This window comes from Lelliottia sp. RD5, assembly GCF_056032945.1.
In genome coordinates this window covers 565,272-587,731 of the sequence record NZ_JBVYHQ010000001.1, presented here as the reverse complement: position 1 = coordinate 587,731, position 22,460 = coordinate 565,272, and the positions used below count along the sequence as shown (strand labels likewise).

At 52.4% G+C, this 22,460-nt stretch carries 21 protein-coding genes; 14 read left to right on the top strand and 7 right to left on the bottom strand.

All coding sequences use genetic code 11. The features are described from left to right. Positions 1-68: 68 nt before the first annotated feature. Positions 69-1,205 (bottom strand): porin OmpC, encoded by a 1,137-nt coding sequence (ompC, locus tag AC0LWE_RS02985; protein ID WP_474264794.1) that lies wholly within the window; start codon positions 1,203-1,205, stop codon positions 69-71. Positions 1,206-1,705: 500 nt separating this feature from the next. Here ompC and AC0LWE_RS02980 point away from each other — a divergent pair, with 500 nt between their 5' ends. The 4 genes from AC0LWE_RS02980 to rimL all read left to right on the top strand — a co-directional run bounded on the left by AC0LWE_RS02980 (position 1,706) and on the right by rimL (position 6,182). Next, positions 1,706-2,875, top strand: coding sequence for a pyridoxal phosphate-dependent aminotransferase (locus AC0LWE_RS02980; protein ID WP_219347695.1), 1,170 nt, complete (start codon positions 1,706-1,708; stop codon positions 2,873-2,875). Positions 2,876-2,886: 11 nt separating this feature from the next. Beyond that, positions 2,887-3,660, top strand: a complete 774-nt coding sequence (locus AC0LWE_RS02975) for an ABC transporter substrate-binding protein (protein WP_131486502.1) — start codon at positions 2,887-2,889, stop codon at positions 3,658-3,660. A gap of 258 nt (positions 3,661-3,918) precedes the next feature. Continuing rightward, positions 3,919-5,574, top strand: coding sequence for a glucan biosynthesis protein D (locus tag AC0LWE_RS02970; protein ID WP_202666788.1), 1,656 nt, complete (start codon positions 3,919-3,921; stop codon positions 5,572-5,574). Between the two features lie 47 nt (positions 5,575-5,621). Then, complete coding sequence (gene rimL, locus AC0LWE_RS02965) at positions 5,622-6,182, top strand: 50S ribosomal protein L7/L12-serine acetyltransferase (RefSeq protein ID WP_474264792.1); 561 nt, start codon at positions 5,622-5,624, stop codon at positions 6,180-6,182. On the opposite strand, the gene ydcK is transcribed toward rimL, so the two are convergent. Next, the gene (gene ydcK / locus AC0LWE_RS02960) at positions 6,165-7,145 is read right to left on the bottom strand and encodes a YdcK family protein (RefSeq protein WP_474264790.1); all 981 of its coding nucleotides are present in this window, start codon (positions 7,143-7,145) and stop codon (positions 6,165-6,167) included. The two genes, rimL and ydcK, sit on opposite strands and share 18 nt — an antisense overlap. Before the next feature lie 121 nt (positions 7,146-7,266). Between ydcK and tehA the strand changes: the two genes are divergently transcribed. Together tehA and tehB are read left to right on the top strand one after the other, a co-directional pair. Continuing rightward, positions 7,267-8,271 (top strand): dicarboxylate transporter/tellurite-resistance protein TehA, encoded by a 1,005-nt coding sequence (gene tehA, locus AC0LWE_RS02955; RefSeq protein WP_202666786.1) that lies wholly within the window; start codon positions 7,267-7,269, stop codon positions 8,269-8,271. Beyond that, on the top strand, positions 8,268-8,864 hold the full coding sequence (gene tehB, locus AC0LWE_RS02950) for a tellurite resistance methyltransferase TehB (RefSeq protein WP_202666785.1): 597 nt from the start codon (positions 8,268-8,270) through the stop codon (positions 8,862-8,864). Before tehA ends, tehB begins: the two co-directional genes overlap by 4 nt. On the opposite strand, the gene pepT is transcribed toward tehB, so the two are convergent. Beyond that, positions 8,861-10,090 (bottom strand): peptidase T, encoded by a 1,230-nt coding sequence (pepT, locus tag AC0LWE_RS02945; RefSeq protein WP_202666784.1) that lies wholly within the window; start codon positions 10,088-10,090, stop codon positions 8,861-8,863. The two genes, tehB and pepT, sit on opposite strands and share 4 nt — an antisense overlap. 112 nt (positions 10,091-10,202) lie before the next feature. On the opposite strand from pepT, the gene AC0LWE_RS02940 reads away from it, so the two are divergent. Next, positions 10,203-11,801, top strand: coding sequence for an ABC transporter substrate-binding protein (locus tag AC0LWE_RS02940; RefSeq protein WP_219346593.1), 1,599 nt, complete (start codon positions 10,203-10,205; stop codon positions 11,799-11,801). Between the two features lie 133 nt (positions 11,802-11,934). Continuing rightward, the gene (locus AC0LWE_RS02935) at positions 11,935-12,606 is read left to right on the top strand and encodes a DUF3313 domain-containing protein (protein ID WP_219346592.1); all 672 of its coding nucleotides are present in this window, start codon (positions 11,935-11,937) and stop codon (positions 12,604-12,606) included. A 42-nt stretch (positions 12,607-12,648) separates the two neighbouring features. Here AC0LWE_RS02935 and AC0LWE_RS02930 read toward each other — a convergent pair whose 3' ends face one another. After that, positions 12,649-13,545 carry a DMT family transporter gene (locus AC0LWE_RS02930; RefSeq protein ID WP_202666781.1) on the bottom strand — a complete coding sequence of 299 codons (897 nt, stop codon included), beginning with the start codon at positions 13,543-13,545 and terminating at the stop codon, positions 12,649-12,651. Positions 13,546-13,720: 175 nt separating this feature from the next. Here AC0LWE_RS02930 and AC0LWE_RS02925 point away from each other — a divergent pair, with 175 nt between their 5' ends. Beyond that, positions 13,721-14,593 carry a helix-turn-helix domain-containing protein gene (locus AC0LWE_RS02925; RefSeq protein WP_202667337.1) on the top strand — a complete coding sequence of 291 codons (873 nt, stop codon included), beginning with the start codon at positions 13,721-13,723 and terminating at the stop codon, positions 14,591-14,593. Here AC0LWE_RS02925 and AC0LWE_RS02920 read toward each other — a convergent pair. Then, complete coding sequence (locus AC0LWE_RS02920; protein ID WP_411909848.1) at positions 14,573-15,760, bottom strand: benzoate/H(+) symporter BenE family transporter; 1,188 nt, start codon at positions 15,758-15,760, stop codon at positions 14,573-14,575. The two genes, AC0LWE_RS02925 and AC0LWE_RS02920, sit on opposite strands and share 21 nt — an antisense overlap. A 71-nt stretch (positions 15,761-15,831) precedes the next feature. Between AC0LWE_RS02920 and AC0LWE_RS02915 the strand changes: the two genes are divergently transcribed. After that, positions 15,832-16,359, top strand: a complete 528-nt coding sequence (locus AC0LWE_RS02915; RefSeq protein ID WP_174341870.1) for a helix-turn-helix domain-containing protein — start codon at positions 15,832-15,834, stop codon at positions 16,357-16,359. An 80-nt stretch (positions 16,360-16,439) separates the two neighbouring features. Continuing rightward, entirely contained in the window at positions 16,440-18,404 is a 1,965-nt protein-coding gene (locus tag AC0LWE_RS02910; RefSeq protein WP_219346590.1) for a peptidase U32 family protein, read from the top strand. Here AC0LWE_RS02910 and AC0LWE_RS02905 read toward each other — a convergent pair whose 3' ends face one another. Further along, positions 18,405-18,635 (bottom strand): DUF2554 family protein, encoded by a 231-nt coding sequence (locus AC0LWE_RS02905; RefSeq protein WP_059178860.1) that lies wholly within the window; start codon positions 18,633-18,635, stop codon positions 18,405-18,407. 365 nt (positions 18,636-19,000) lie between these two features. On the opposite strand from AC0LWE_RS02905, the gene AC0LWE_RS02900 reads away from it, so the two are divergent. After that, positions 19,001-19,378 carry a hypothetical protein gene (locus AC0LWE_RS02900; RefSeq protein WP_219346589.1) on the top strand — a complete coding sequence of 126 codons (378 nt, stop codon included), beginning with the start codon at positions 19,001-19,003 and terminating at the stop codon, positions 19,376-19,378. Between the two features lie 193 nt (positions 19,379-19,571). Here the strand turns inward: AC0LWE_RS02900 and ftrA are convergent, their stop codons facing one another. Beyond that, the gene (gene ftrA, locus AC0LWE_RS02895; RefSeq protein WP_474265155.1) at positions 19,572-20,570 is read right to left on the bottom strand and encodes a transcriptional regulator FtrA; all 999 of its coding nucleotides are present in this window, start codon (positions 20,568-20,570) and stop codon (positions 19,572-19,574) included. 73 nt (positions 20,571-20,643) lie between these two features. On the opposite strand from ftrA, the gene AC0LWE_RS02890 reads away from it, so the two are divergent. Both AC0LWE_RS02890 and AC0LWE_RS02885 read left to right on the top strand, forming a co-directional pair. Then, the gene (locus AC0LWE_RS02890) at positions 20,644-21,057 is read left to right on the top strand and encodes a rhodanese-like domain-containing protein (protein ID WP_202693454.1); all 414 of its coding nucleotides are present in this window, start codon (positions 20,644-20,646) and stop codon (positions 21,055-21,057) included. Positions 21,058-21,201: 144 nt separating this feature from the next. Next, positions 21,202-22,305, top strand: coding sequence for a cobalamin-independent methionine synthase II family protein (locus tag AC0LWE_RS02885; RefSeq protein WP_202693453.1), 1,104 nt, complete (start codon positions 21,202-21,204; stop codon positions 22,303-22,305). Positions 22,306-22,460 lie beyond the last annotated feature (155 nt).

Here is a 22,460-nt window from a genome sequence, read left to right as displayed (position 1 = left end):
CAATAGCTTGCCGGATGTGTCAATAAATGAAAAAAGCCCGCCGGATGGCAGGCTTTTTTTGTCAGCAATTAGAACTGGTAAACCAGACCTAACGCGACGACGTCATCCGTTGCAATACCTGCATCTTTATAGAATTGATCGTCGCTATCCAGCAGGTTGATTTTATAATCAACGTAGGTGGACATGTTTTTGTTGAAATAGTAGGTTGCGCCTACGTCGGCATATTTAACCAGGTCTTTATCAGCGTTAAACCCGTTATAGGTCAGATCCTTGCCTTTTGCCTGCAAATAAGAGATGGCCGGGCGCAGGCCGAAATCGAACTGATATTGCGCGGTGATTTCAATGTTCTGGGTTTTATTTGCAACGCCGCCCACGTGGTTATCGTCAAATGTACCGTACGATGTCATGTTACGGGTTTCGGAATACATTGTTGCCAGATAAATATTATTGGCGTCGTATTTCAGACCCGCAGTCCAGGCATCGGCTTTTTCACCCTGAGCCATATAGGCGCTGCTGTCGTTTTGTTGCGCGTTGGTGCGATCAGAAGAAGCATAGGCTGCGCCTGCGCTGATCCCCATCCCTAAATCATACGTGGTGGAAATACCAAAGCCGTCGCCATTCTCATGACGGACGTCGCGGCCATTATTAGTGCCTTCGTTACCGTTGCCTGCGTCTTCGTTGTTACCCTGATACTGCAGGGCAAAGCTCAGGCCATCCACCAGTCCGTAGAAGTTGGTGTTGCGATAGGTGGCAACGCCGTTAGCGCGGCTGGTCATGTAGATGTCGGACTGGGAATACGTATCGCCGCCGAACTCAGGCAGCATATCGGTCCAGCCTTCCACGTCATACAGCACGCCATAGTTACGGCCATAATCAAATGAGCCGTAGTCGCCGAACTTCAGTCCCGCAAAACCAAGACGCGTCCATGATTGGTTTTCAGAACCTTCGGTGTTATTGGCCTGAACGTTGTATTCCCACTGGTCAAAGCCCGTCAGTTGGTCGCTAATTTGGGTTTCACCTTTGAACCCCAGACGGACATAGGATTGGTCACCGTCTGCGGACGTGTTGTCAGAGAAATAGTGCAGCCCATCGACTTTACCGTACAGATCGAGTTTGTTGCCGTCTTTATTATAAATCTCGGCGGCGTGAGCAGCGCCTGCAGCCATGAGCGCGGGGATGACAATTGCCAGAACTTTTCTTTTCATTTTTCGATCCTTAAACGATTTTTATTATGACGTGAGTGAACTTTCGTCCATATCATGAATCGAATGAATCCTAATATCCTTTTAATTATTTCGGCAAATACTATAGTTTTTTAAAATGTTAATGTTTGATGCGCGATTAACTGAATGAAATGTAAATCAGCCCCATGAATAAATGACGCAATAAAAATTCACGCTAAATATTAATTAATGAAGAACTGTTTGAGATAATGAATTAAATAATTAAAATCATGGCGGAGGTTTTTTTATTTTGTGACTGAACTCTGGGTTTGCAACACGATTATGTGATCCCATTTTAATCATCCCGCTCGGATGCAAAAAGCACGTTCACCCATCGAAAACCCTCTTAACGATACCTCCCGGCAGTTGCGTATTAGGCGAGCTATGCGTTTTGATCATGGCAACTATGACAACAATTCGGTTGTCGTCGTCATCACCTTCTTGTTGAATAGTTATGCAATATCCACGAGAAAGGATTGATGATGACATTACGTACCCCTGTGCATACCCGTTCTAAACTGCCTGATGTGGGCACGACGATTTTTACCGTGATTGGCCAGCTATCGGCCCAACACAATGCCATCAATCTTTCTCAAGGCGCGCCGAATTTTTCTTGTGACCCTAATCTGATCGCCGGCGTAACGCGTGCGATGGAAGCGGGTCATAATCAGTATGCGGCGATGACCGGCTTGCCACCCCTCAAAGAGCGTATCGTCGATAAAATCGCGACCCTTTACGGCACGCGCTATGACGCCAGCACTGAAGTGCTGATCACCGCCAGCGCCAGCGAAGGGCTGTACTCCGCGATCATCGGACTGGTGCATCCGGGCGATGAAGTTATCTATTTTGAACCGTCTTTCGATAGCTACGCGCCCATCGTGCGGTTGCAAGGTGCTACACCGGTCGCCATCAAGCTGACAGTTCCGGCGTTTGCCGTAGACTGGGATGAAGTTCGTGCGGCGGTCACCAGCCGCACCCGCATGATCATCATTAATACGCCGCACAACCCCAGCGGGCAGGTCTTCTCTGCTGAGGATTTACAGCAGTTGGCGGCCATTACCCAAAACACCGACATTATTATTTTGTCTGACGAAGTGTACGAACACGTCGTGTTTGACGAAAAGCCACATCATGGAATGGCAACGCACCCGCAGCTGGCGGAACGCAGCGTGATCATTTCATCATTCGGAAAAACCTATCATGTCACCGGCTGGCGCGTGGGGTATTGTGTTGCTCCGGCAGAACTGATGGATGAAATTTGCAAAGTGCATCAATTTTTGATGTTTTCGGCCGATACCCCTATGCAATACGCCTTTGCTGAACATATGGCCGATCCGCAAACCTGGCTTTCGCTCTCTGCGTTTTATCAGCGTAAGCGCGATCTGTTGCAAAATTTACTGTCGGACTCGCCGTTTAAATTACTGCCCAGCGCAGGTTCGTTCTTCCTGCTGGCCGATTACAGCCATTTCAGCGACGAGAGCGACAGCGAGATGGTCAAACGCCTGATTACTGAATGCGGCGTGGCGACGATTCCGCTGTCGGCGTTTTACGCTGATGGCACAGATAACAAATTGATCCGCCTCTCTTTTGCGAAAGATGAGGCGACATTACGGGCAGGTGCGCAGGCCCTGTGTCGGGTTAAACCACGCTAAGGAGTTTTGAGATGAAATTTAATGCGTTAGTTGTCGGCATGGGATTGCTGTGTTCGTTTTCGACGCTGGCAGCAACTGAACTTCGCTACGGCCTCGAAGCCGAATATCCTCCGTTTGAAAGCCGCAATGCCTCGGGCGAACTGGAAGGGTTCGACATCGATCTCGGCAAAGCGATTTGCAAAGCCGCTGAACTGAAATGCAGCTGGGTCGAAACCTCTTTTGATGCATTGATTCCAGGATTAATGGCAAAAAAATTCGACGCCATTAACTCCGCGATGAACATCACCGATCAGCGTCGGCAGAGCATCGACTTCACCCAGCCGATTTACCGCATCCCTTCGCAGTTGGTGGGCAAAGCAGGCACCGGTGTTGAAGCGACGCCTGAGGGCTTGAAAGGCAAAAGCATCGGCGTATTGCAGGGTTCTATTCAGGAAACCTATGCAAAAGAGCATTGGGAAAAGCACGGTGTCACCGTGGTGTCTTATAAAGATCAGAATATGGCCTGGGGCGATCTGCTGAATGGCCGTATTGATGCTTCGCTTGTGATGTCAGCGGCCGGTCAGGCAGGTTTCCTGAGCAAACCGCAGGGTAAAGGGTTTGGATTTATCGGCAAACCGGTGTCTGACGACACGATCCTCGGCAGCGGGATCGGCTTTGGGCTGCGCAAAGGTGATGAGGCCACCAAGAAACAGCTCGATGCGGCCATTGAAAAAGTCCGCGCTGACGGAACGATCGATAAACTGGCGCAGAAATATTTTCCAGGTATCGATGTCAGCGTAAAATAATAATAGTGCGCCTGATTAGCCCCTGATGACGATGTCCATCAGGGGCTTTTTTATTTCTCCCACGCCCAAATTTATACTTAACTTTACGCTCATTTCAGTTCATTCCCCTCGACAGAATATATTTCTCGCTTTGTTCAGATAATCACCGCTCAACAATTGGATTTTTAACCGTTTTTGTTTAGGCTGTGCGTTCTTTCTTGCCGTCGTTTCGCCGCGTGCGAAACTCATTCTCACGACCATAAGGACGTTTTCTCAGGCATGAATCGCAGACGTTTTTTACAGGGCTCGCTGGCAATGGCCGCGCTGAGCGGTACAACCGGACTCTCAACGCTCTTTTCCCGCGCGGCATTTGCCGCAGATTCCGATATTGCCGACGGCCAGAGTCGTCGCTTTGACTTCTCCGTACTGCAATCCATGGCGCACGATCTGGCGCAAACCCCGTGGGGTGGTGCGCCGCGTCCATTGCCAAACACGCTGGCGACCATGACGCCGCAGGCATATAACGCCATTCAATACGATGCGAAACAGTCGCTGTGGAACAATATTGAAGACCGTCAGCTGGACGTGCAATTCTTCCATATGGGGATGGGTTTCCGCCGCCGTGTACGGATGTTCTCGCTGGATTCCGCCTCGTCTCAGGCGCGTGAAATTCATTTCCGTCCTGAACTGTTTAACTACAACGATGCGGGTGTGGATACGAAACAACTCGAAGGGCAAAGCGACTTAGGGTTTGCCGGATTCCGCGCGTTCAAAGCGCCTGAACTGGCGCGTCGCGATATTGTCTCTTTCCTTGGCGCGAGCTATTTCCGCGCGGTAGATGACACGTATCAATACGGTCTTTCCGCGCGCGGCCTGGCGATTGATACCTTTACGGATACGCCAGAAGAGTTCCCTGATTTCACCTCGTTCTGGTTTGAAACCGTTAAACCGGGCGACACCACCTTTACCGTCTACACGCTGCTCGACAGCCCAAGTATCACTGGCGCTTATAAGTTCGTGATTCATTGCGAGAAGAGCCAGGTGATCATGGAGGTGGATAACCACCTGTATGCACGTAAAGATATCAAACAGCTTGGCATCTCCCCGATGACCAGCATGTTTAGCTGCGGAAATAACGAACGTCGCATGTGCGATACCATTCACCCACAAATCCACGACTCCGATCGTCTGGCGATGTGGCGCGGGAACGGCGAATGGATTTGCCGTCCACTGAATAATCCGCAGAAATTACAATTCAACGCCTACCAGGACAAAAACCCGAAAGGCTTTGGTCTTCTCCAGCTTGACCGCGATTTTTCGCACTATCAGGACATCATGGGGTGGTACAACAAGCGTCCAAGCCTGTGGGTTGAACCGCGCAACCAGTGGGGCAAAGGCAGTGTAGGCCTGATGGAGATCCCGACCACGGGTGAAACGCTGGATAACGTCGTGTGCTTCTGGCAGCCCGAAAAACCGGTTAAAGCGGGCGACGAGCTGGACTTCAAATATCGCCTGTACTGGAGCGCGCAGCCCCCGGTACGTTCTCCGCTGGCAAATGTGTATGCCACGCGCACGGGGATGGGCGGCTTCCCGGAAGGCTGGGCGCCGGGCGAAAACTACCCGAAAACCTGGGCACGTCGCTTTGCCATTGATTTCGTCGGCGGTGACTTGAAAGCCGCTGCGCCGAAAGGTATTGAGCCGGTCATTACGCTCTCAAACGGTGAAGCGCGACAGGTCGAAATCCTCTATGTTGAACCGTTCGATGGCTATCGCATTTTGTTCGACTGGTATCCAACAAACGATTCAACCGACCCGGTCGATATGCGTATGTTCCTGCGCTGCCAGGGCGATGCGATCAGCGAAACCTGGCTGTATCAGTATTTCCCACCCGCGCCTGACAAACGTGTCTATGTTGATGACCGCGTCATGCGCTAACGTTTCTCTTTTCCTCTCCCGTTTGGGAGAGGAATAAGGTGAGAGCAATGACCGACATTCCATCTGAAATCATCACCGTGACAGACCGCATCGAGCTGCGGGCGGTTGATGAACGCTACACCGCCGAACTGCACAAGCTGGTTATCAAGAATAAAACCTGGCTACAGACGGCATTTGACTGGGCGCAGCACGTGGGCAGCGAAGACGATACGCGCAGAAATGTGCAGAGTAATCAGATGCTGCACCAGCGCGGTTACGCGAAAATGTTCCTGATTTTTCAGGATGAATCTTTGAATGGCGTACTCTCGTTTAATGCTATCGAACCGACCAATAAGACGGGCTACATCGGCTATTGGCTGGATAAAGCCAGCCAGGGTCAGGGTATTCTTTCGCAGTCTTTACAGGCCTTTATGCGTTATTACGTTGAGCGGGGCGAAATCCGCCGCTTCGTCATTAAATGCCGGGTGGCGAACGCGCAGAGTAATCATGTCGCAATTCGCAACGGATTTGCGCTGGAAGGGTGCATGAAGGAAGCCGAATATTTGAACGGTAAGTTCGAGGATGTGAACAGTTACGCCAAAATTATCCAGTCACAGTGCGCCCAATAGGGGCGTGCGGGTGATGCGCTGGTTTCCGTTAATAACTTTTTCGCCGCGCAGGTGAATATTTTCCCCGCTTAGAGCTTCAATCACTGCGTCATCATTGATAGTGATTCGATGCTCGATCAGCACATCGCCACTGATGCGCGCGCGCCCCTGAATCACGACCCGGTCGTCAATCAGGATAGGGCCGCCGCGCAACCACGCCTGACCGCCGATTAGCACGTGATGTTTTATCACGCAGTTGCCTTCCACGACGGCGTTTTCTGCCACCTGCGAGCTGTAACGAAGGGTTGGAATGGCATCCTCTTCTGTACCCGCGATCAGCTTCGCGTTGCCATAGACTTTGGCGCAATCACAAACCCACACATTATTGAGATCGTTGCCTTCGATCAGCGCGTTATCGAACACCTCAGCGCGATGTTCAATAAAGGCAAAATTCACCATCGCATCGCCGTAAATCTGCGCCTGGTGTACCACCCGCGACTGGCTGACGGTGGCGTTATCGAAGATCTGTAAGATCTGCTCTCGATCCGGCGTGAGTCCAATCGCGGCAACGATCGTACTGTTGTGAAGAACGCAAGCATTACCGTACAGATGGCATTCGCCGCGCACTTCAGAACATTGCACCGTGACGGCATCACTAAGCCGTGCGCCGTGGCTTATGTTAGCGGCGTCTATCCAGCAGTTATCGCCGATCCGTGCGGAATGGCTAATTACACAGGCTTGCGTGATTCGGGCGTTGCCCTGAATTTGCGCTCCCGCGTATACGACGCTGTTTTCATCGTAGATCCAGCAGTTCCCGTCGTGAGAAAGGGCGCTTTCGTCGTCCAGCCATCCGCCCTGGCTTCCGGCCGTCACATCGTGAAAATCGCGCAGGGCAATGATTTGGCGCAACGTGACGGTCGATTTCGTTTCTCCGTCGTGCGAATGGTAAAGGCGAGTTTCGTCACTGAGTCGGTATTTTTTCATTGCGTTATCTCTGCTGGGCGTCTTACTAAACGTAGCAAACTTTACGACTTGCGAAGTGCTGGTAACGGCATCGCAAACCCCTTAAACTAGCATTTCAAATATAATTTATAGTTTAAAATTAATGGATAAACGTAACAAATCCCAACAGGTTCTTAACTTACCGTCCGGTTATTTTGGGATGGTTTTGGGAACAATTGGTATGGGCTTCGCGTGGCGCTATGCCAGCACAATCTGGGGGGTATCACGCTGGCCGGGCGAGATGTTAGTTGCGCTGGCGGTGCTGATCTGGTCTTTCCTCACCGTGGCGTTTATCACCCGCGCGGTGCGTTTTCCGTACAGCGTGCTGGCGGAAATGCGTCATCCGGTGATGAGCAGTTTTGTCAGTCTGTTTCCGGCCACTACGATGCTGGTGGCGATTGGATTTGTCCCGTGGTGTCGCCCCGTCTCGCTGGCGTTATTCGGGACAGGCGTGGTGATTCAACTTGGCTATTCCGCCTGGCAAAGCGCCGGGCTGTGGCGGGGGAAACACCCTGAAGAGGCGACCACGCCGGGACTGTATCTGCCGACGGTTGCCAACAATTTTATTAGCGCGATGGCCTGCGGTGCGCTGGGCTATCATGATGCCGGGCTGGTTTTTTTGGGCGCAGGCGTTTTTTCCTGGCTTAGCCTTGAGCCGGTTATTTTGCAGCGATTACGCAGTAGCGGAGAATTGCCGTCGCCATTGCGGACTTCGCTGGGCATCCAGCTGGCACCAGCGCTGGTGGCCTGTAGCGCGTGGCTGAGCGTGAACGGTGGCGAAGCCGACACCTTTGCCAAAATGCTCTTTGGCTACGGTTTGCTGCAGTTGCTGTTTATGCTGCGCCTGATGCCGTGGTATCTCTCGCAGCCGTTTAACGCGTCTTTCTGGAGCTTCTCGTTCGGCGTCTCCGCGCTGGCGACCACCGGGTTGCATCTGGGGCACAGCAGTCCGTCAGGTTTTTTTGCTGCCCTTGCAGTGCCGCTGTTTATTTTCACTAATTGCATCATTGCGCTGCTGCTCGTGCGCACCTTTATTTTGCTGATGCAGGGAAAACTATTGGTTCGTTCAGATAAAGCAACGCTTATGCAAGCTGAGGAAAAAGAATGACTCTTGTTGATGACAATTACTTTACCGAAAAATATGGCATGACCCGGACTCACTCCGAGGTGGTGTACAGTGCAGGGATCGTAAAACCGGGCAAAACGTTGGATCTGGGCTGCGGTAATGGCCGTAACAGCCTTTATCTGGCGGCGAACGGCTATGACGTCACCGCATGGGACAAAAACCCGATGAGCATAGAGAATCTCGAGCGCATCAAAGCGGAAGAGGGGATTACCAACCTGCATGCGTCGATCAAAGATCTGAACAGCCTGAGCTTTGAAGGCGAGTATGATTTTATTCTGTCGACCGTGGTGATGATGTTCCTGGAAGCGAAAACCATTCCGGGACTGATTGCCAATATGCAACGTTGCACTAAACCGGGCGGTTATAACCTGATTGTCGCGGCGATGGATACCGACGATTATCCGTGCAACGTCGGTTTCCCGTTCGCGTTCAAAAGCGGCGAATTGAGCCGCTATTATGAAGGCTGGGAAACACTGAAAAATAACGAAGACGTCGGTGAATTACATCGCACCGACGCCAACGGCAATCGCATCAAACTGCGTTTCGCCACGCTACTGGCGCGTAAACCGGCTTAACGCGCAGCCAGCAGACAAATCTGTAGGGCCGTTTTGTATGAGGCCTCGAACGACGACAGCGGTAAAAACTCAAATTTCGAGTGGAAGTTATGCGCACCGGTGAAGAAGTTCGGGGTCAGCAGGCCTTTTGCTGAAAGCGCCGCGCCGTCGGTTCCACCGCGCATCGGCGTCGGTTTTGGCGTGATACCCAGTGATTCCATCGCCTCAAACATCAGATCGATCGCACGGCGATCTTCGCCAATCGCATTGCTGATGTTGCTGTAGGTATCTTCGATACGGTAGTCCACTTTCGCAGTCGGGTGCTGAGCCGCAATCTTGTCAACAACATCGGCAATCTGCTGTTTACGTGCAGCAAAATTGTCGCGATCGAAATCACGGATATTGGCTTTCAATACGGCTTCGTTTTGCCCGGCCTGAATCCCGTTAAACCAGATATAACCTTCACGGCCTTCCGTGCATTCCGGCGTTTGCTGACGGTCAAAATGGCTGATGTAATCCATCGCCATCAGCAGTGGATTGACCAGGACTCCTTTTGCGGACATGGGATGCGCCGTCACGCCGGTAAAGCGAATTTCCGCCGCCGCCGCGTTGAAGTTTTCATAAACAATTTCACCCCGTTCGCAGCAGTCGATAGTCCAGGCAAAATCGACATCAAAGCGTTTCAGATCAAGCGCCTTTGCCCCGCATAAACCGATCTCTTCGTCAGGCACAAACGCCACCACGATATCGCCGTGCTGATGCTCAGCCGTCAGGTTTTCCAGCACCGTCATCACCACCGTGACGGCCGCTTTATTATCGGCGCCTAATACACTGGTCCCGTCGCTGAAAATAATCTCTTCATTGGCATATGCCTGAATTTCGGGATGTTCATTAATGCGTAACCAGATCTGCTTTTCCTTATTCAGGCAGAGGTCTTCTCCTGCAAATGTTAATATTTGCGGATGAATATCCGGTGATAATCCGACGTCTACCGTATCAATATGGGTAATAAAACCGATGCGCGGCGCACCCGCGACATTGCCTTTTTTCACGGCAGTGACGGTGGCGAATTCATCGATCACAATATCGGTTAAACCCAGTGATTTCAGTTCATTAGCTAATTCACGCGCCATCTCATGCTGACCTGGTGTGGAGGGCAGTGTTTTAACTTTTGGATCGCTTTGGCTGGTGATGGATAAATAGCGAAAAAACCGTTGGGTTAATTGACTGGAGAGTTGTGAAGCCACAGTGAATCCTTCTTAATTTGTATTATCAGGTGTTTGCATTGTTACTTTAATGGTATTTATGAATTGGCAAAAGAATTAATTAGCCGTCGAATTAAAAAGGCAGGAAAACACAATGAATAGCAAACTGACAACTTTAGCCCTGGCCTTAGCCGCACTGACGGTCAGTTCCACCGTGGCGGCGAAAACGCTGGTGTATTGTTCCGAAGGATCGCCGGAGAACTTTAATCCTCAGCTGTATACCTCTGGCACCAGCGTGGATGCCAGCGCCGTGCCGGTTTATAACCGCCTGGTGGATTTCAAACCGGGCACAACCGAGCTGGTGCCGAGCCTGGCAGAACGCTGGGACGTGAGCGACGACGGAAAGGTGTACACCTTCCATCTGCGTAAAGGCGTAAAATTCCAGAGTAATAAATTCTACAAACCGACGCGCGACTTTAACGCCGACGATGTGATTTTTTCGTTTATGCGTCAGAAAGACGTGAATCATCCGTATCATAACGTCTCGAACGGCAGCTATTCCAACTTTGAAAGTCTGGAGTTTGGCAGCCTGATCACCGCCATCGACAAGGTCGACGATCACACGGTGCGCTTCACGCTGGCTCACCCTGAAGCGCCGTTCGTCGCCGACCTGGCGTGGTATTTCGCCTCGATTCTTTCTTCCGAATACGCCGATGCGATGCTGAAAGCCGGTACGCCAGAAAAAGTGGACATGGACCCCATCGGCACCGGGCCATTCAAGCTGACGCAGTATCAGAAAGATTCACGTATTCTCTTCACCGCGTTCCCGGAATATTGGCAGGGCAAATCAAAGCTGGATCGCCTGGTGTTTAGCATCACCCCGGACGCGTCGGTGCGTTTCGCCAAAGTGGAGAAGAATGAGTGTCAGGTCATGCCGTTCCCGAATCCTGCCGACTTGCCGCGCATGAAGGCCAACAAAGACATTAACCTGATGAGTAAAGCCGGGTTAAACACAGGCTTTCTCGCCTTCAACACGCAAAAACCACCGCTGGATAATGTGAAGGTGCGCCAGGCGCTGGCGATGGCGATTAACAAACCGGCGATTATTGATGCGGTCTTCCACGGCACCGGAACGGCGGCGAAAAACCTGCTGCCGCCGGGCGTATGGAGCGCCGACAGCGAGCTGAAAGATTACGAATACGATCCTGAAAAAGCCAAAGCGTTGCTGAAAGAGGCCGGATTTGCCAACGGCGTAACCGTGGATTTGTGGGCAATGCCGGTGCAACGTCCGTATAACCCGAACGCAAAACGCATGGCCGAAATGATCCAGGCCGATTGGGCGAAGATCGGCGTGCAAACTAAAATCGTCACCTATGAGTGGGGTGAATATCTCAAGCGCGTGAAGGGCGGTGAACACCAGGCGGCTCTGATGGGCTGGACGACGGCAACGGGCGATCCGGATAACTTCTTCGGCCCGCTGTTTACCTGTACTTCTGCGAATGGCGGTTCAAATTCGGCGAAATGGTGCTATCAACCGTTTGATAAAATCATCGCTGAAGCTAAATCAATAACCGATCAGGATAAACGTGCGGCACTTTACAAAGAGGCGCAACAGATGATACACGACCAAATGCCTGCGGTAATGATTGCGCACTCCACTATTTTTGAACCGGTGAGAAAAGAAGTCACGGGTTATGAAATTGACCCGTTTGGCAAACATCTGTTCTGGCAAGTGGATATTAAATCACCATAAATTATTGCCCGGCGTTTCGCCGGGCTGCCTTTTCTCAATTTGTGCTGTATTCCCCATCTTTTGTCACTACACACCCGCTTTTATTTTGCTATAACTTCAACTGCATATCTGCACATAACAGGGATTCACCATCATGCGTACTCAAGCTTTTTTTAAAGTTGCAGTGCTCTCTGGCTTGCTGGCGTTAGCGGGCTGTGCGTCTAAAGTGGCGCAGCCCAACCAATATTCGGGTTTTTTAAAAGATTACTCCGGCTTAAAAGAGACAACATCCGCAACGGGTAAACCGACGTTGCGGTGGGTTGATCCTTCTTATAATCCATCAAAATACGACAGCATTGTTTATAACCCGATTACCTATTATCCGGTCCCTAAGCCAACGACTCAAATTGGTCAGAAATTACTTGATGACCTGCTGGCTTATATCAATACCAAAATGAAAACCGCCCTTGGGCAGCATAAGCCAATTGTGGCAACGCCTGGCCCTCGCAGCCTGATTTTCCGTGGCGCAGTGACCGGGGTGAGCTCGAAGAAAGAAGGCCTGCAATTCTATGAAGTGGTGCCTGTTGCACTGGTGATTGCCGGGACGCAAATGGCATCAGGCCACCGTACCATGGACACGCATCTCTATTTTGAAGGTGAGCTGATTGACGCGGCGACCGGCAAACCGGTTATCAAAGTGGTTCGTAAAGGCGAAGGCAGTGAGTTGAATAACGAAAACTCACCAATGACCCTGGCAACGCTGAAGAAAGTTGTGGATGACATGGCGACCGATGCCACCATGTTTGACGTTAAGAATACGAAGTAAATCCCGCGCCGGCCTGTAAAACAGGCCGGCTATCTCCAGGCGTTACGCCAAACGTAACCGTTTGAACCAGGTTTCTGGTTTCGTAAACATCACCATATTTCCGGTAAGTATCAGCACTATTCCGGCAATGCCGTTCATATGCCAGACGTATCCTTCGTAAATTGTCGAGATGGATAAGGCGACCAGCGGGAATAATAATGTGCTGTACGCTGCTTTACCGGCACCAATCCGCCCGACCAGCGTAAAGTAAGCCCCAAATGCGATCACCGAACCAAAAATGGCCAGATACAGCAGGGCCCCCATATAGCTTACCGTCCATTCGGGCGTAAAGTTGTCGCCACGAATCAGCGCGATGGCCCCCATCACCAGCGTACCGTAGGTCATGGCCCATGCATTGGTGGTCATCGTTTCCAACCCGTTGCGCTGATGGCGAAGACTGATCATGTTTCCCAATGAAAACCCGTACGTTCCCAATGCTGACAGACCGATACCGAGCAACAGTTCCTGGCTCCAACCGCTCGCGAGCAGATCGTCCCAGAACAGAGTGATGATGCCCAACATGCCCAGAACGGCGGCGATCCCGAAGCGCGCAGGCGGGCGCTGTCCAAAGAAAATAAAGCTGTTGACCGCGTTATACAGCACGGCCATGGAGAAAATCACGGACTCCAGCCCGGTGTTGATATAGGCCGCCGCAGTGTAAAAACACCAAAAGTTGAAGCAGAACACACAGCACCCCTGAACCATACAGAACAGGTGATCGCGCAAGACCATTTTACGCAGGCGACCCAGTGCCAGGAGAACTATCATGATGGTGGCGCTGGCTACGGCAAAGCGCCAGAAAATCGAAACCGGTGCAGCTACCGGCCCCTGCTGCAGGAAAATGGCAATCCAGGTGGTTCCCCAGATAAGTACGACCAGGCCATATAACAGTGCGTTCATTTTTATCTCTTCTCAAACGGCAAAGGCGAAGTGTGGCCTGGACTGGGCTGGCGCGCTGTCAGCATCTTGCGACTGACTTGCAAAATCTTGCGCTTTTTTTATTGCGCCAGCGCTGGCATCAAAGGGCAACACTTCATAGACTAACGATCTGTTTAATTGCCAGCTTATGACGGTTATGTCCCGCGCCTACGACACTTTCGAAACGCTTCGCCAACAAAATGCCGTGCTGCGGGAAACGGTCGCGCTTAACTCGGGTATCCAGCTGGCGGCGTGGTTTAACAAGCACGACACTGTCACGGTCAAAAGCAACCACCACACTCTGAGTCTGTACGTCGCGGACGGTTATGAGAGCTATCATAAAACCGCCAGCGGCTGGAAAAACGGCGGCGGGCCGGACCGTTTTTGTCTCATGCCGGAGCAGAGCGAATCGAGCTGGGATATCCGCGATGATTTATCGTTTGTGCATCTTTATTGTACCGATGAACATTTGCGCGGGATTGGCGAACAGATCTGGGACAAAAGTCCGGCGTCGATTGTGCTCGATGAAAAGACGTTCGCCAGCGATCCGAAAATCGCCATGCTGTATCGTCAGTTTTTGCTGGGCTGTGACTGGCAGCAGGCCGCCAATCAGCTGACCTTGAGCACCGCCAGCACGTTACTCCTGACCCATCTGATTCAGCACTATTCCAGCGTGCAGTGGAAGTTGCCGATAGTCACCGGCGGGCTCTCGCCCTTCGTGCTGCGAGCGGTGATTGAGTATATCGATAACCATTTGTCGCAGCCTTTGACGCTGGCAGACCTGGCGGCGGTGGCGTCGTTAAGTGAATACCATTTCGCGCGCATGTTCCGCCAGTCGATGAAGATGGCGCCGCATCAATACGTTATGCATCAGAGAATGGAAAAGGCAAAAGCGCTGGTCCAGTTCACCCAGCAGCCGTTGACGGATATCGCGATGGCCTGCGGCTTCAGCTCGGCGAGTCATTTCAGCAACCGTTTTAAAGCCACGACCGGGCGAACACCTTCGCAGCTACGCGCGGCGAAAGTGTGAAAATACGGCATAACAGATGCCACCCGCGATTAATCCCCAAAAAGCCGAACCAATCCCCAAGAGCGTTACACCGCTGGCGGTCACCAGAAACGTAACCAGCGCCGCGTCGCGCTCGCTTTCGTGCTGGAGCGCCTGAGACAAACTGCCACCCATCGTGCCCAGCAGGGCCAGCCCGGCCAGCGTCTGGATCCAGCTCAGGGGCAGAGCGGCCATCAGTGCGGTGATCGAGCCGCCAAAAATCCCGGCGAGCAGATAAAACACACCGGCGGCAGCGGCGGCTAACCAGCGCTTCTTGGCCTCCGGATGGGCGTCGGGGCTTTGGCAAATTGCAGCCGTAATCGCAGCGATGCAGATCGAATACACGCCGAACGGCGAGAACAGCAGGGCCAATCCGCCTGTGAAAATCATTAATGGTGAAACCGCGACCGGATAGCCAGAGGCTTTCATGGTGGCGAAACCGGGCGCATTTTGAGAGGCCATCGTCACCAGGAAGAAGGGCAGCCCGATACTCATCAGAGTGGTGAAAGTGAATGTGGGGGCAATAAACTCTGGCATCACCACCGAGAACATGAGTTTTTCTGTGACAATGTCACCTCCCAGCCAGGCCACCAACCCGCCCACCACCAGCGTGGCGACAATCGCATAGCGCGGCATGATGGCTTTCGCGATGAGCCACGCCAGCAGCATGCTGCCGCACAGCAGAAAGTGGTCTTGCAGATTACTGAATGCCTGCAACCCGAATCGTAACAGGACACCCGCGAGCATGGCCGCCGCGAGAGTGTGGGGAATAATCTTCATCAACCGGGCGAATAGCCCCGTTAGCCCGCACAGCAGAATGAGGGCATTGGCGAAAATAAACACACCTATGGTTTCACTGAGCGTCACGCCCTGCAGGCTGGTGGCGAGCAGCGCCGCGCCGGGTGTGGACCACGCGGTTAAAACCGGTGCGCGATACCAGAGTGAAAGTGCAAGCGTGCTCACGCCCATTCCCAGACCTAGTGCGGTCATCCAGCCTGCGATTTGCTGTGAACTTGCACCTGCCGATGCTGCCGCTTGCCAGACGATGGCTGCGGAACTGGCATAGCCGACCAGCACGGCGACGAAACCGGCCAACACGGCAGGAAACAGAGAGGAGGAATTACGCATCAGGGCTCCGTTGTGCGTTATAGCGTCCGAAATAATGTAGCACTGTGCGCTATAGCGTACAAGTGGTACACTTGGCCACAACGGGAGGCATTATGACTATCACTCAACATCTTGCGACAACCTTAAAGACAGAGCGTCAGGCGCGGGGCTGGAGTTTATCAAAACTGGCCGACGAGACGGGCGTATCCAAAGCGATGCTCGGACAGATCGAGCGTAATGAGTCCAGTCCGACGGTGTCGACGCTGTGGAAAATCGCCACGGGCCTGAACGTGCCTTTTTCAGCGTTTATCACTCCAGAGGAACAGCCGCAGCCGGTGTTTGATCCGCAGCAGCAGGCGATGGTGGTGAAACCGTTATTCCCGTGGGACGACACGCTGAAGTTTGACCATTTTTCGATCACGCTCGCGCCGGGCGCCCTCAGTGAGTCAACGCCGCATGAAGCGGGCGTTGTTGAACATGTGGTGGTGATAAGCGGTGAGCTGGAAATGTGTATCGACGGCCACTGGCGCACAATTGTAGCGGATTCCGGCGTGCGTTTTGCTGGCGATAAACCTCACGCGTACCGCAACAGCAGTAGCCAGACGGTGCATTTTCACTCTTTGATCCACTATCCCCGCTAACCCTACGCAAAACTGTTTCGCTGTCGCATACTTCTGACTACAATAGCCGCCATTTTGACCATAACGGATAACGACGACGTATGCGCCTGCAATCCCATCATCTTGAACTTTTAAGCCCGGCTCGAGACGCCTCCATCGCCCGTGAAGCGATTCTTCACGGTGCGGATGCGGTCTATATCGGCGGCCCTGGCTTTGGCGCTCGCCATAACGCCAGCAACAGCCTGCAGGATATTGCGGAGCTGGTGCCGTTTGCCCACCGTTTTGGTGCAAAAGTGTTCGTGACTCTGAACACCATTCTTCATGATGATGAACTGGAACCCGCCCAACGCCTGATTACCGATCTGTATCAGACGGGCGTCGACGCGCTGATCGTTCAGGATATGGGCGTGCTTGAGCTGGATATTCCGCCGATTGAACTGCACGCCAGTACCCAGTGCGATATTCGCACCGTTGAAAAAGCGAAGTTTCTTTCTGATGTAGGTTTTACCCAGATCGTGCTGGCGCGCGAGCTGAATCTGAATCAAATCCGCGATATCCACCAGGCGACTGACGCCAACATTGAATTCTTCATCCACGGTGCGCTGTGTGTGGCCTATTCCGGCCAGTGCAATATTTCCCACGCGCAGACCGGGCGCAGCGCCAACCGTGGTGACTGCTCGCAGGCGTGTCGTTTGCCGTATACCCTGAAAGACGATCAGGGCCGCGTCGTGGCGTTCGAAAAACATCTGCTGTCGATGAAAGACAACGATCAGACGGCAAACCTGGCGGCGCTCATCGACGCTGGCGTGCGCTCCTTCAAAATTGAAGGGCGCTACAAAGACATGAGCTACGTGAAGAATATCACTGCGCATTATCGTCAGATGCTTGACGCCATCATTGAAGATCGCGGCGACCTGGCGCGCTCTTCTGCCGGGCGCACCGAGCATTTCTTTATTCCGTCCACGGATAAAACGTTCCACCGTGGCAGCACCGACTATTTTGTGAATGCCCGTAAAGACGATATCGGTGCGTTTGATTCGCCTAAGTTTATCGGCCTGCCGGTGGGCGAAGTTTTAAAAGTATCGAAAGATCACCTCGACGTGAAAGTGACGGAAACTCTGGCCAATGGTGACGGGCTGAACGTGATGATCAAACGCGAAATCGTCGGCTTCCGCGCCAATACCGTTGAGAAAACGGGTGACAATCAGTATCGCGTCTGGCCGAACGAAATGCCGGCGGATCTGTACAAAGCCCGCCCGAATGCCGCGCTTAACCGTAACCTTGACCATAACTGGCAGCAGGCGTTGCTGAAAACCTCCAGTGAACGCCGTATTGCGGTGGATATTGAGCTTGGCGGTTGTGAAGAACAGCTGATCCTGACCATGACCAGCGAAGATGGCGTGAGCGTGACGCATACCCTCGAGGGTCAGTTTGAGGTGGCGAATAACGCAGAAAAGGCGATGAACAGTCTGAAAGACGGCGTGGCGAAGCTGGGGCAAACGATCTATTACGCGCGGGACATTACGCTTACGCTGCCGGATGCACTGTTCGTTCCGAACAGCCAGCTTAACCAGTTCCGCCGCGAAACCGCCGAAAAGCTTGATGAAGCGCGCCTGGCCAATTACCCGCGCGGGAGTCGCAAAGCGGTGTCTGTCCCTGCGCCGGTCTATCCGGATTCCCATTTGTCATTCCTGGCGAACGTGTATAACCACAAGGCGCGCGCGTTTTATCATCGTTACGGCGTGCAACTCATTGATGCGGCGTATGAGGCGCATGAAGAGAAGGGCGATGTGCCGGTGATGATCACCAAACACTGTCTGCGCTTCGCCTTCAACCTGTGTCCGAAACAGGCCAAGGGCAATATCAAAAGCTGGAAAGCTACGCCGATGCAGCTGGTGAACGGTGATGAAGTGTTAACGCTGAAATTTGACTGCCGTCCCTGCGAAATGCACGTCATTGGTAAAATGAAAAATCACATCGTTAAAATGCCACAACCGGGAAGCGTTGTGGCCTCTGTCAGTCCTGAAGAGTTGATGAAAACCCTGCCGAAGCGCAAGGGCGTTTAATCAAAGAAAGTGAGTATCGGGTTTGCGCGACTTCTGCCAGTGGTGATGTTCGCGCAAACCGTCCGCTGACTCCTCTGCAACACATCTGAGTTCATCGCTATCCGCTTCGTGACGGAGCTGATGATCAACGTTCTTTACCCATAAAAATTCATGCCCGTTATGTCCTGCCATCAACTGACCTGAAAATAGCGCACAGGTTAGCAGTATTATCGATAACATTTTTTTAACCATTGTCTCATCACCGCATCACATTTTGCGGTCATCATGCCAATAGTTACCTTGAGTTACTATTCGGAAGTGAAATTTATCGCAAATAATTTGTCAACATAGCCTTACGATTCAAATTCGGGAGGGAAACAGGTGGCGTAATTTATAAATTCAATAAATGAACGCTTCAAATAATAACAAAATAAACACTATTGATTATTTTAAATAGATGATGGCAACATCTATTTATAGGCATGTGTCATATATAAAAGTCTTGAAAAAAACAGATGCCAAATAAATATTTGCTTTTCCAGTTTAAGTGGTAATAATAGCCAAGCGATGTATTTTATTTGTATTAATTATGTATTGATTATGGATTACCCATTTAAATGAACAGACTATTTGCCACTGTTATCCCTGGGATTGCCGCCATTGCTGTCGCCACCACTGCCTTTAGTCTCTATAGCAACAAGCTAGACTACATGAAAGCCGCGGAGGAGAGAGTGAGCTCTTACCTGACCAGCAGTTATGGCCGGGTATTATGTCAAAGTCAAAAAATAAACGATAATGCGTGGGCAATGAACTGTCTCTCTTCGGCGAAGGGCACGAAATTTGAGTTTATGATTTACCCGGCGGAACGCGCGCCTTATAGCGTTGCACGTCCTTATTATATTGAGGCGATAAACGATCATGCTCAACAAAGCGCAGATCAGGGACTGATGCAATATCTGCAAATTAAGAGTAAAGGGCCTAACGCTGCCTCCTGAAAAGATTTCCTGAAACAACGTCAGACCGCAACGTTGTTTAACCGTTGTTGAAGATATAAGTGCTACGTTTATTACGATCTTCTACCTGGTAGGGAATACCGGGAAAGTAGATATCAAAATACAACTCTATCCATGCAAGCATTTACCGCCAGAAAATGGCGGTTTTTTTTGCCTTAAATTTGCCGTTATGCCATTAGCGCGTGACGTAAAATTGCTTCCGGTATTGTGCGGGCGAGAGGGCGAAATGTTGACGAAAATGGTGTCGCAGGGAGGCGGCATGGCCGAACCCTGTCTGCGCCGCGATGCTGTCGATACTCAGTCGACTCGTCTCGAGGAAATCTCTGGCCCGCAGCAGGCGTTCGTTGTGCATCCAGCGCGCTGGCGTCGTCCCCGTAGCGTCGGCAAAACGACGTAAAAAAGTGCGCTGACTCATACCGACGCGCGCGGCTAATGAACTGACGCTATGGCTGACGGTCAGATGCTGGTGCAGGAAATCAAAAAGCTGCCCGAGCCGCTCACTTTCCCTTAATTGGGCGACCGGGCGACTCATCAGCTGCGTTTGTGTGCCATCGCGATGCGGAGGAATCACCAGGCGGCGCGCCACATGATTGGCGGCTTCCATCCCATAATCGCGACGTACCACATGTAAACAGAGGTCGATCCCCGCCGCACTGCCCGCTGACGTCAAAATATCTCCCTCATCCTGATACAGCACATCTTCGACCACGGTAATGTCAGGGAATCGCGCCTTGAGCGTCTCGGTATAACGCCAGTGCGTGGTGGCGTGGCGCCCGTTCAGCAATCCCGTCGCCGCAAGCACAAAAACGCCCGAGCAAATCGACAGGAGCTGGCAGCCTCGCGCGTGGGCGTGACGCAGGGCATCGCAAAGTTCTGCGGGAACGGTCTTGTCAACGCCGCGCCAGCCGGGGATCACCACCAGATCGGCGGCATTGAGCAACGTCAGATCGCCATCCGCGAGCACCCGAATGCCACCCGTCGCCCGCAGTTCGCCCTTATCGACCGCCGCGACGGAAAAACGATACCAGTCATCGCCCATTTCAGGGCGCGGCAGGCCGAAGATCTCCACCGCAACCCCAAATTCGAAGGTACAAAGGCCGTCATAGGCCAGGACTACCACGCGCGGTGAAGGGGGGTGTCGTAAATTTGTCATCTTCTTGCTGTTTTCTGGCATGACCGCTGGCATTCACTGGCTGAATTTCTGGATAAAGTACTGTTAACACAAACGCCCAACAGGAGAAAGCGCCATGAGTTACGTAACCGAATTTCCCGCCGCAGACCCGCAGGAGTCTGCCGCCCATTTTCTGCGCCGCCTGAGCGTCGAAACCGACTGTGCCGATGTGCATCACGCCCTGACGCAGCAGGATCAGGACTTTGTGTTACTGCACGTTGTGGGAACGCCTGAGCAGTTTGCGCGTCGCCATTTACCTGGGGCAATTCATTTGCCGCGTTCTGCAATGAATGCCGAGACGATGGCGCACTGGCCAGAGGGTACCCTGTTCGTGGTCTACTGTGCGGGGCCGCACTGCAACGGCGCGGACAGAGCGGCACTGAAGCTTTCCCGGCTCGGTCTGCCGGTCAAAATCATGATCGGAGGCATCACGGGTTGGGAGGATGAACAGTTTGCGTTTGCCTCCGCTGAGCATGCTCAAGATGAATAAAATTCATCTGCCATGAATTTTTCTCGTTTGCCGTCACGGCAGTGATATGACATCTTTTGGACATATAGCCATCCAGAAGTCTAAAACTTCAATTGATGAATTATCACTGTCTGCAATCAATTGCGGGCAGCTAAGGAGAAAACCATGCAACGACAACACGCCCCGTACCGCGCCGATGTAGTAGGCAGCTTTTTACGTCCTGATGCGATCAAACAGGCGCGACTCAAATTTGCCAGCGGTGAAATCGATGCCAGCGCGCTGCGAAATATTGAAAATGACGCGATTCGCCACGTTGTTGAGCAGCAGTGCGCCTGTGGCCTGCATGTGGTGACTGACGGTGAGTTCCGCCGTGCGTGGTGGCATTTCGACTTCTTCGATGGGTTGCAGGGCGTTGAGCGCTACGATTCGAATCAGGGCATCCAGTTTAACGGCGTGCAGACCAAAGCACACGGCGTACGCGTGACCGGTAAACTGGGCTTCGGCGACCATCCAATGCTTGAGGATTTCCGCTATCTGAAAAGCATCAGCGGTAACGCCCAGCCGAAAATGACCATTCCCAGCCCGAGCGTGCTGCATTTCCGCGGAGGCCGGAAAGATATTGATGCGACCGTTTATCCGGATCTGAACGTTTATTTTGATGATCTGGCTACCACCTGGCGCGATGCGATTCAGGCGTTCTACGACGCGGGTTGCCGCTATTTACAGCTGGATGACACCGTCTGGGCGTACCTGTGTTCCGACGACCAGCGTCGCCAGATCCGCGAGCGCGGGGACGATGCAGACCAGCTGGCGCTGACCTATGCCCGCGTGTTGAACAAAGCGCTGGAAGGCAAACCCGACGATCTGACCATTGGTTTGCATGTGTGTCGCGGTAATTTCCGCTCGACCTGGATTTCCGAAGGCGGATACGAGCCCGTGGCTGAAATTCTCTTTGGGACGGTGAATGTCGATGCCTTTTTCCTTGAGTACGACAACGATCGCAGCGGTGATTTTGCACCGTTACGTTTTGTCCGTCCGGGTAAACAGCAGGTCGTTCTGGGGCTGATCACCACTAAAAATGGCGAGCTGGAAAATCCGCAGGGCGTCAAAACACGTCTGGAAGAGGCCGCGCAGTATGTGGCAAAAGACCAGATTTGCCTGAGCCCGCAGTGCGGCTTTGCCTCCACGGAAGAGGGCAACAGCCTGAGCGAAACCCAGCAGTGGGACAAAGTGCGCCTGGTGACGCAAATCGCTGACGAAGTCTGGTAATCCATCCCGCACAGCGTTGCACTTTTATAATGCAACGCTGTGCCATTCTGAGTCGTTCCGCTGTTGTTCATCCCGCCCCGCAATCCGTTCTGCTGCTGATTGATTCACGCTAATACACTAAAAAACCGATTATTTTCTGTTCTGGCACTCTTTTT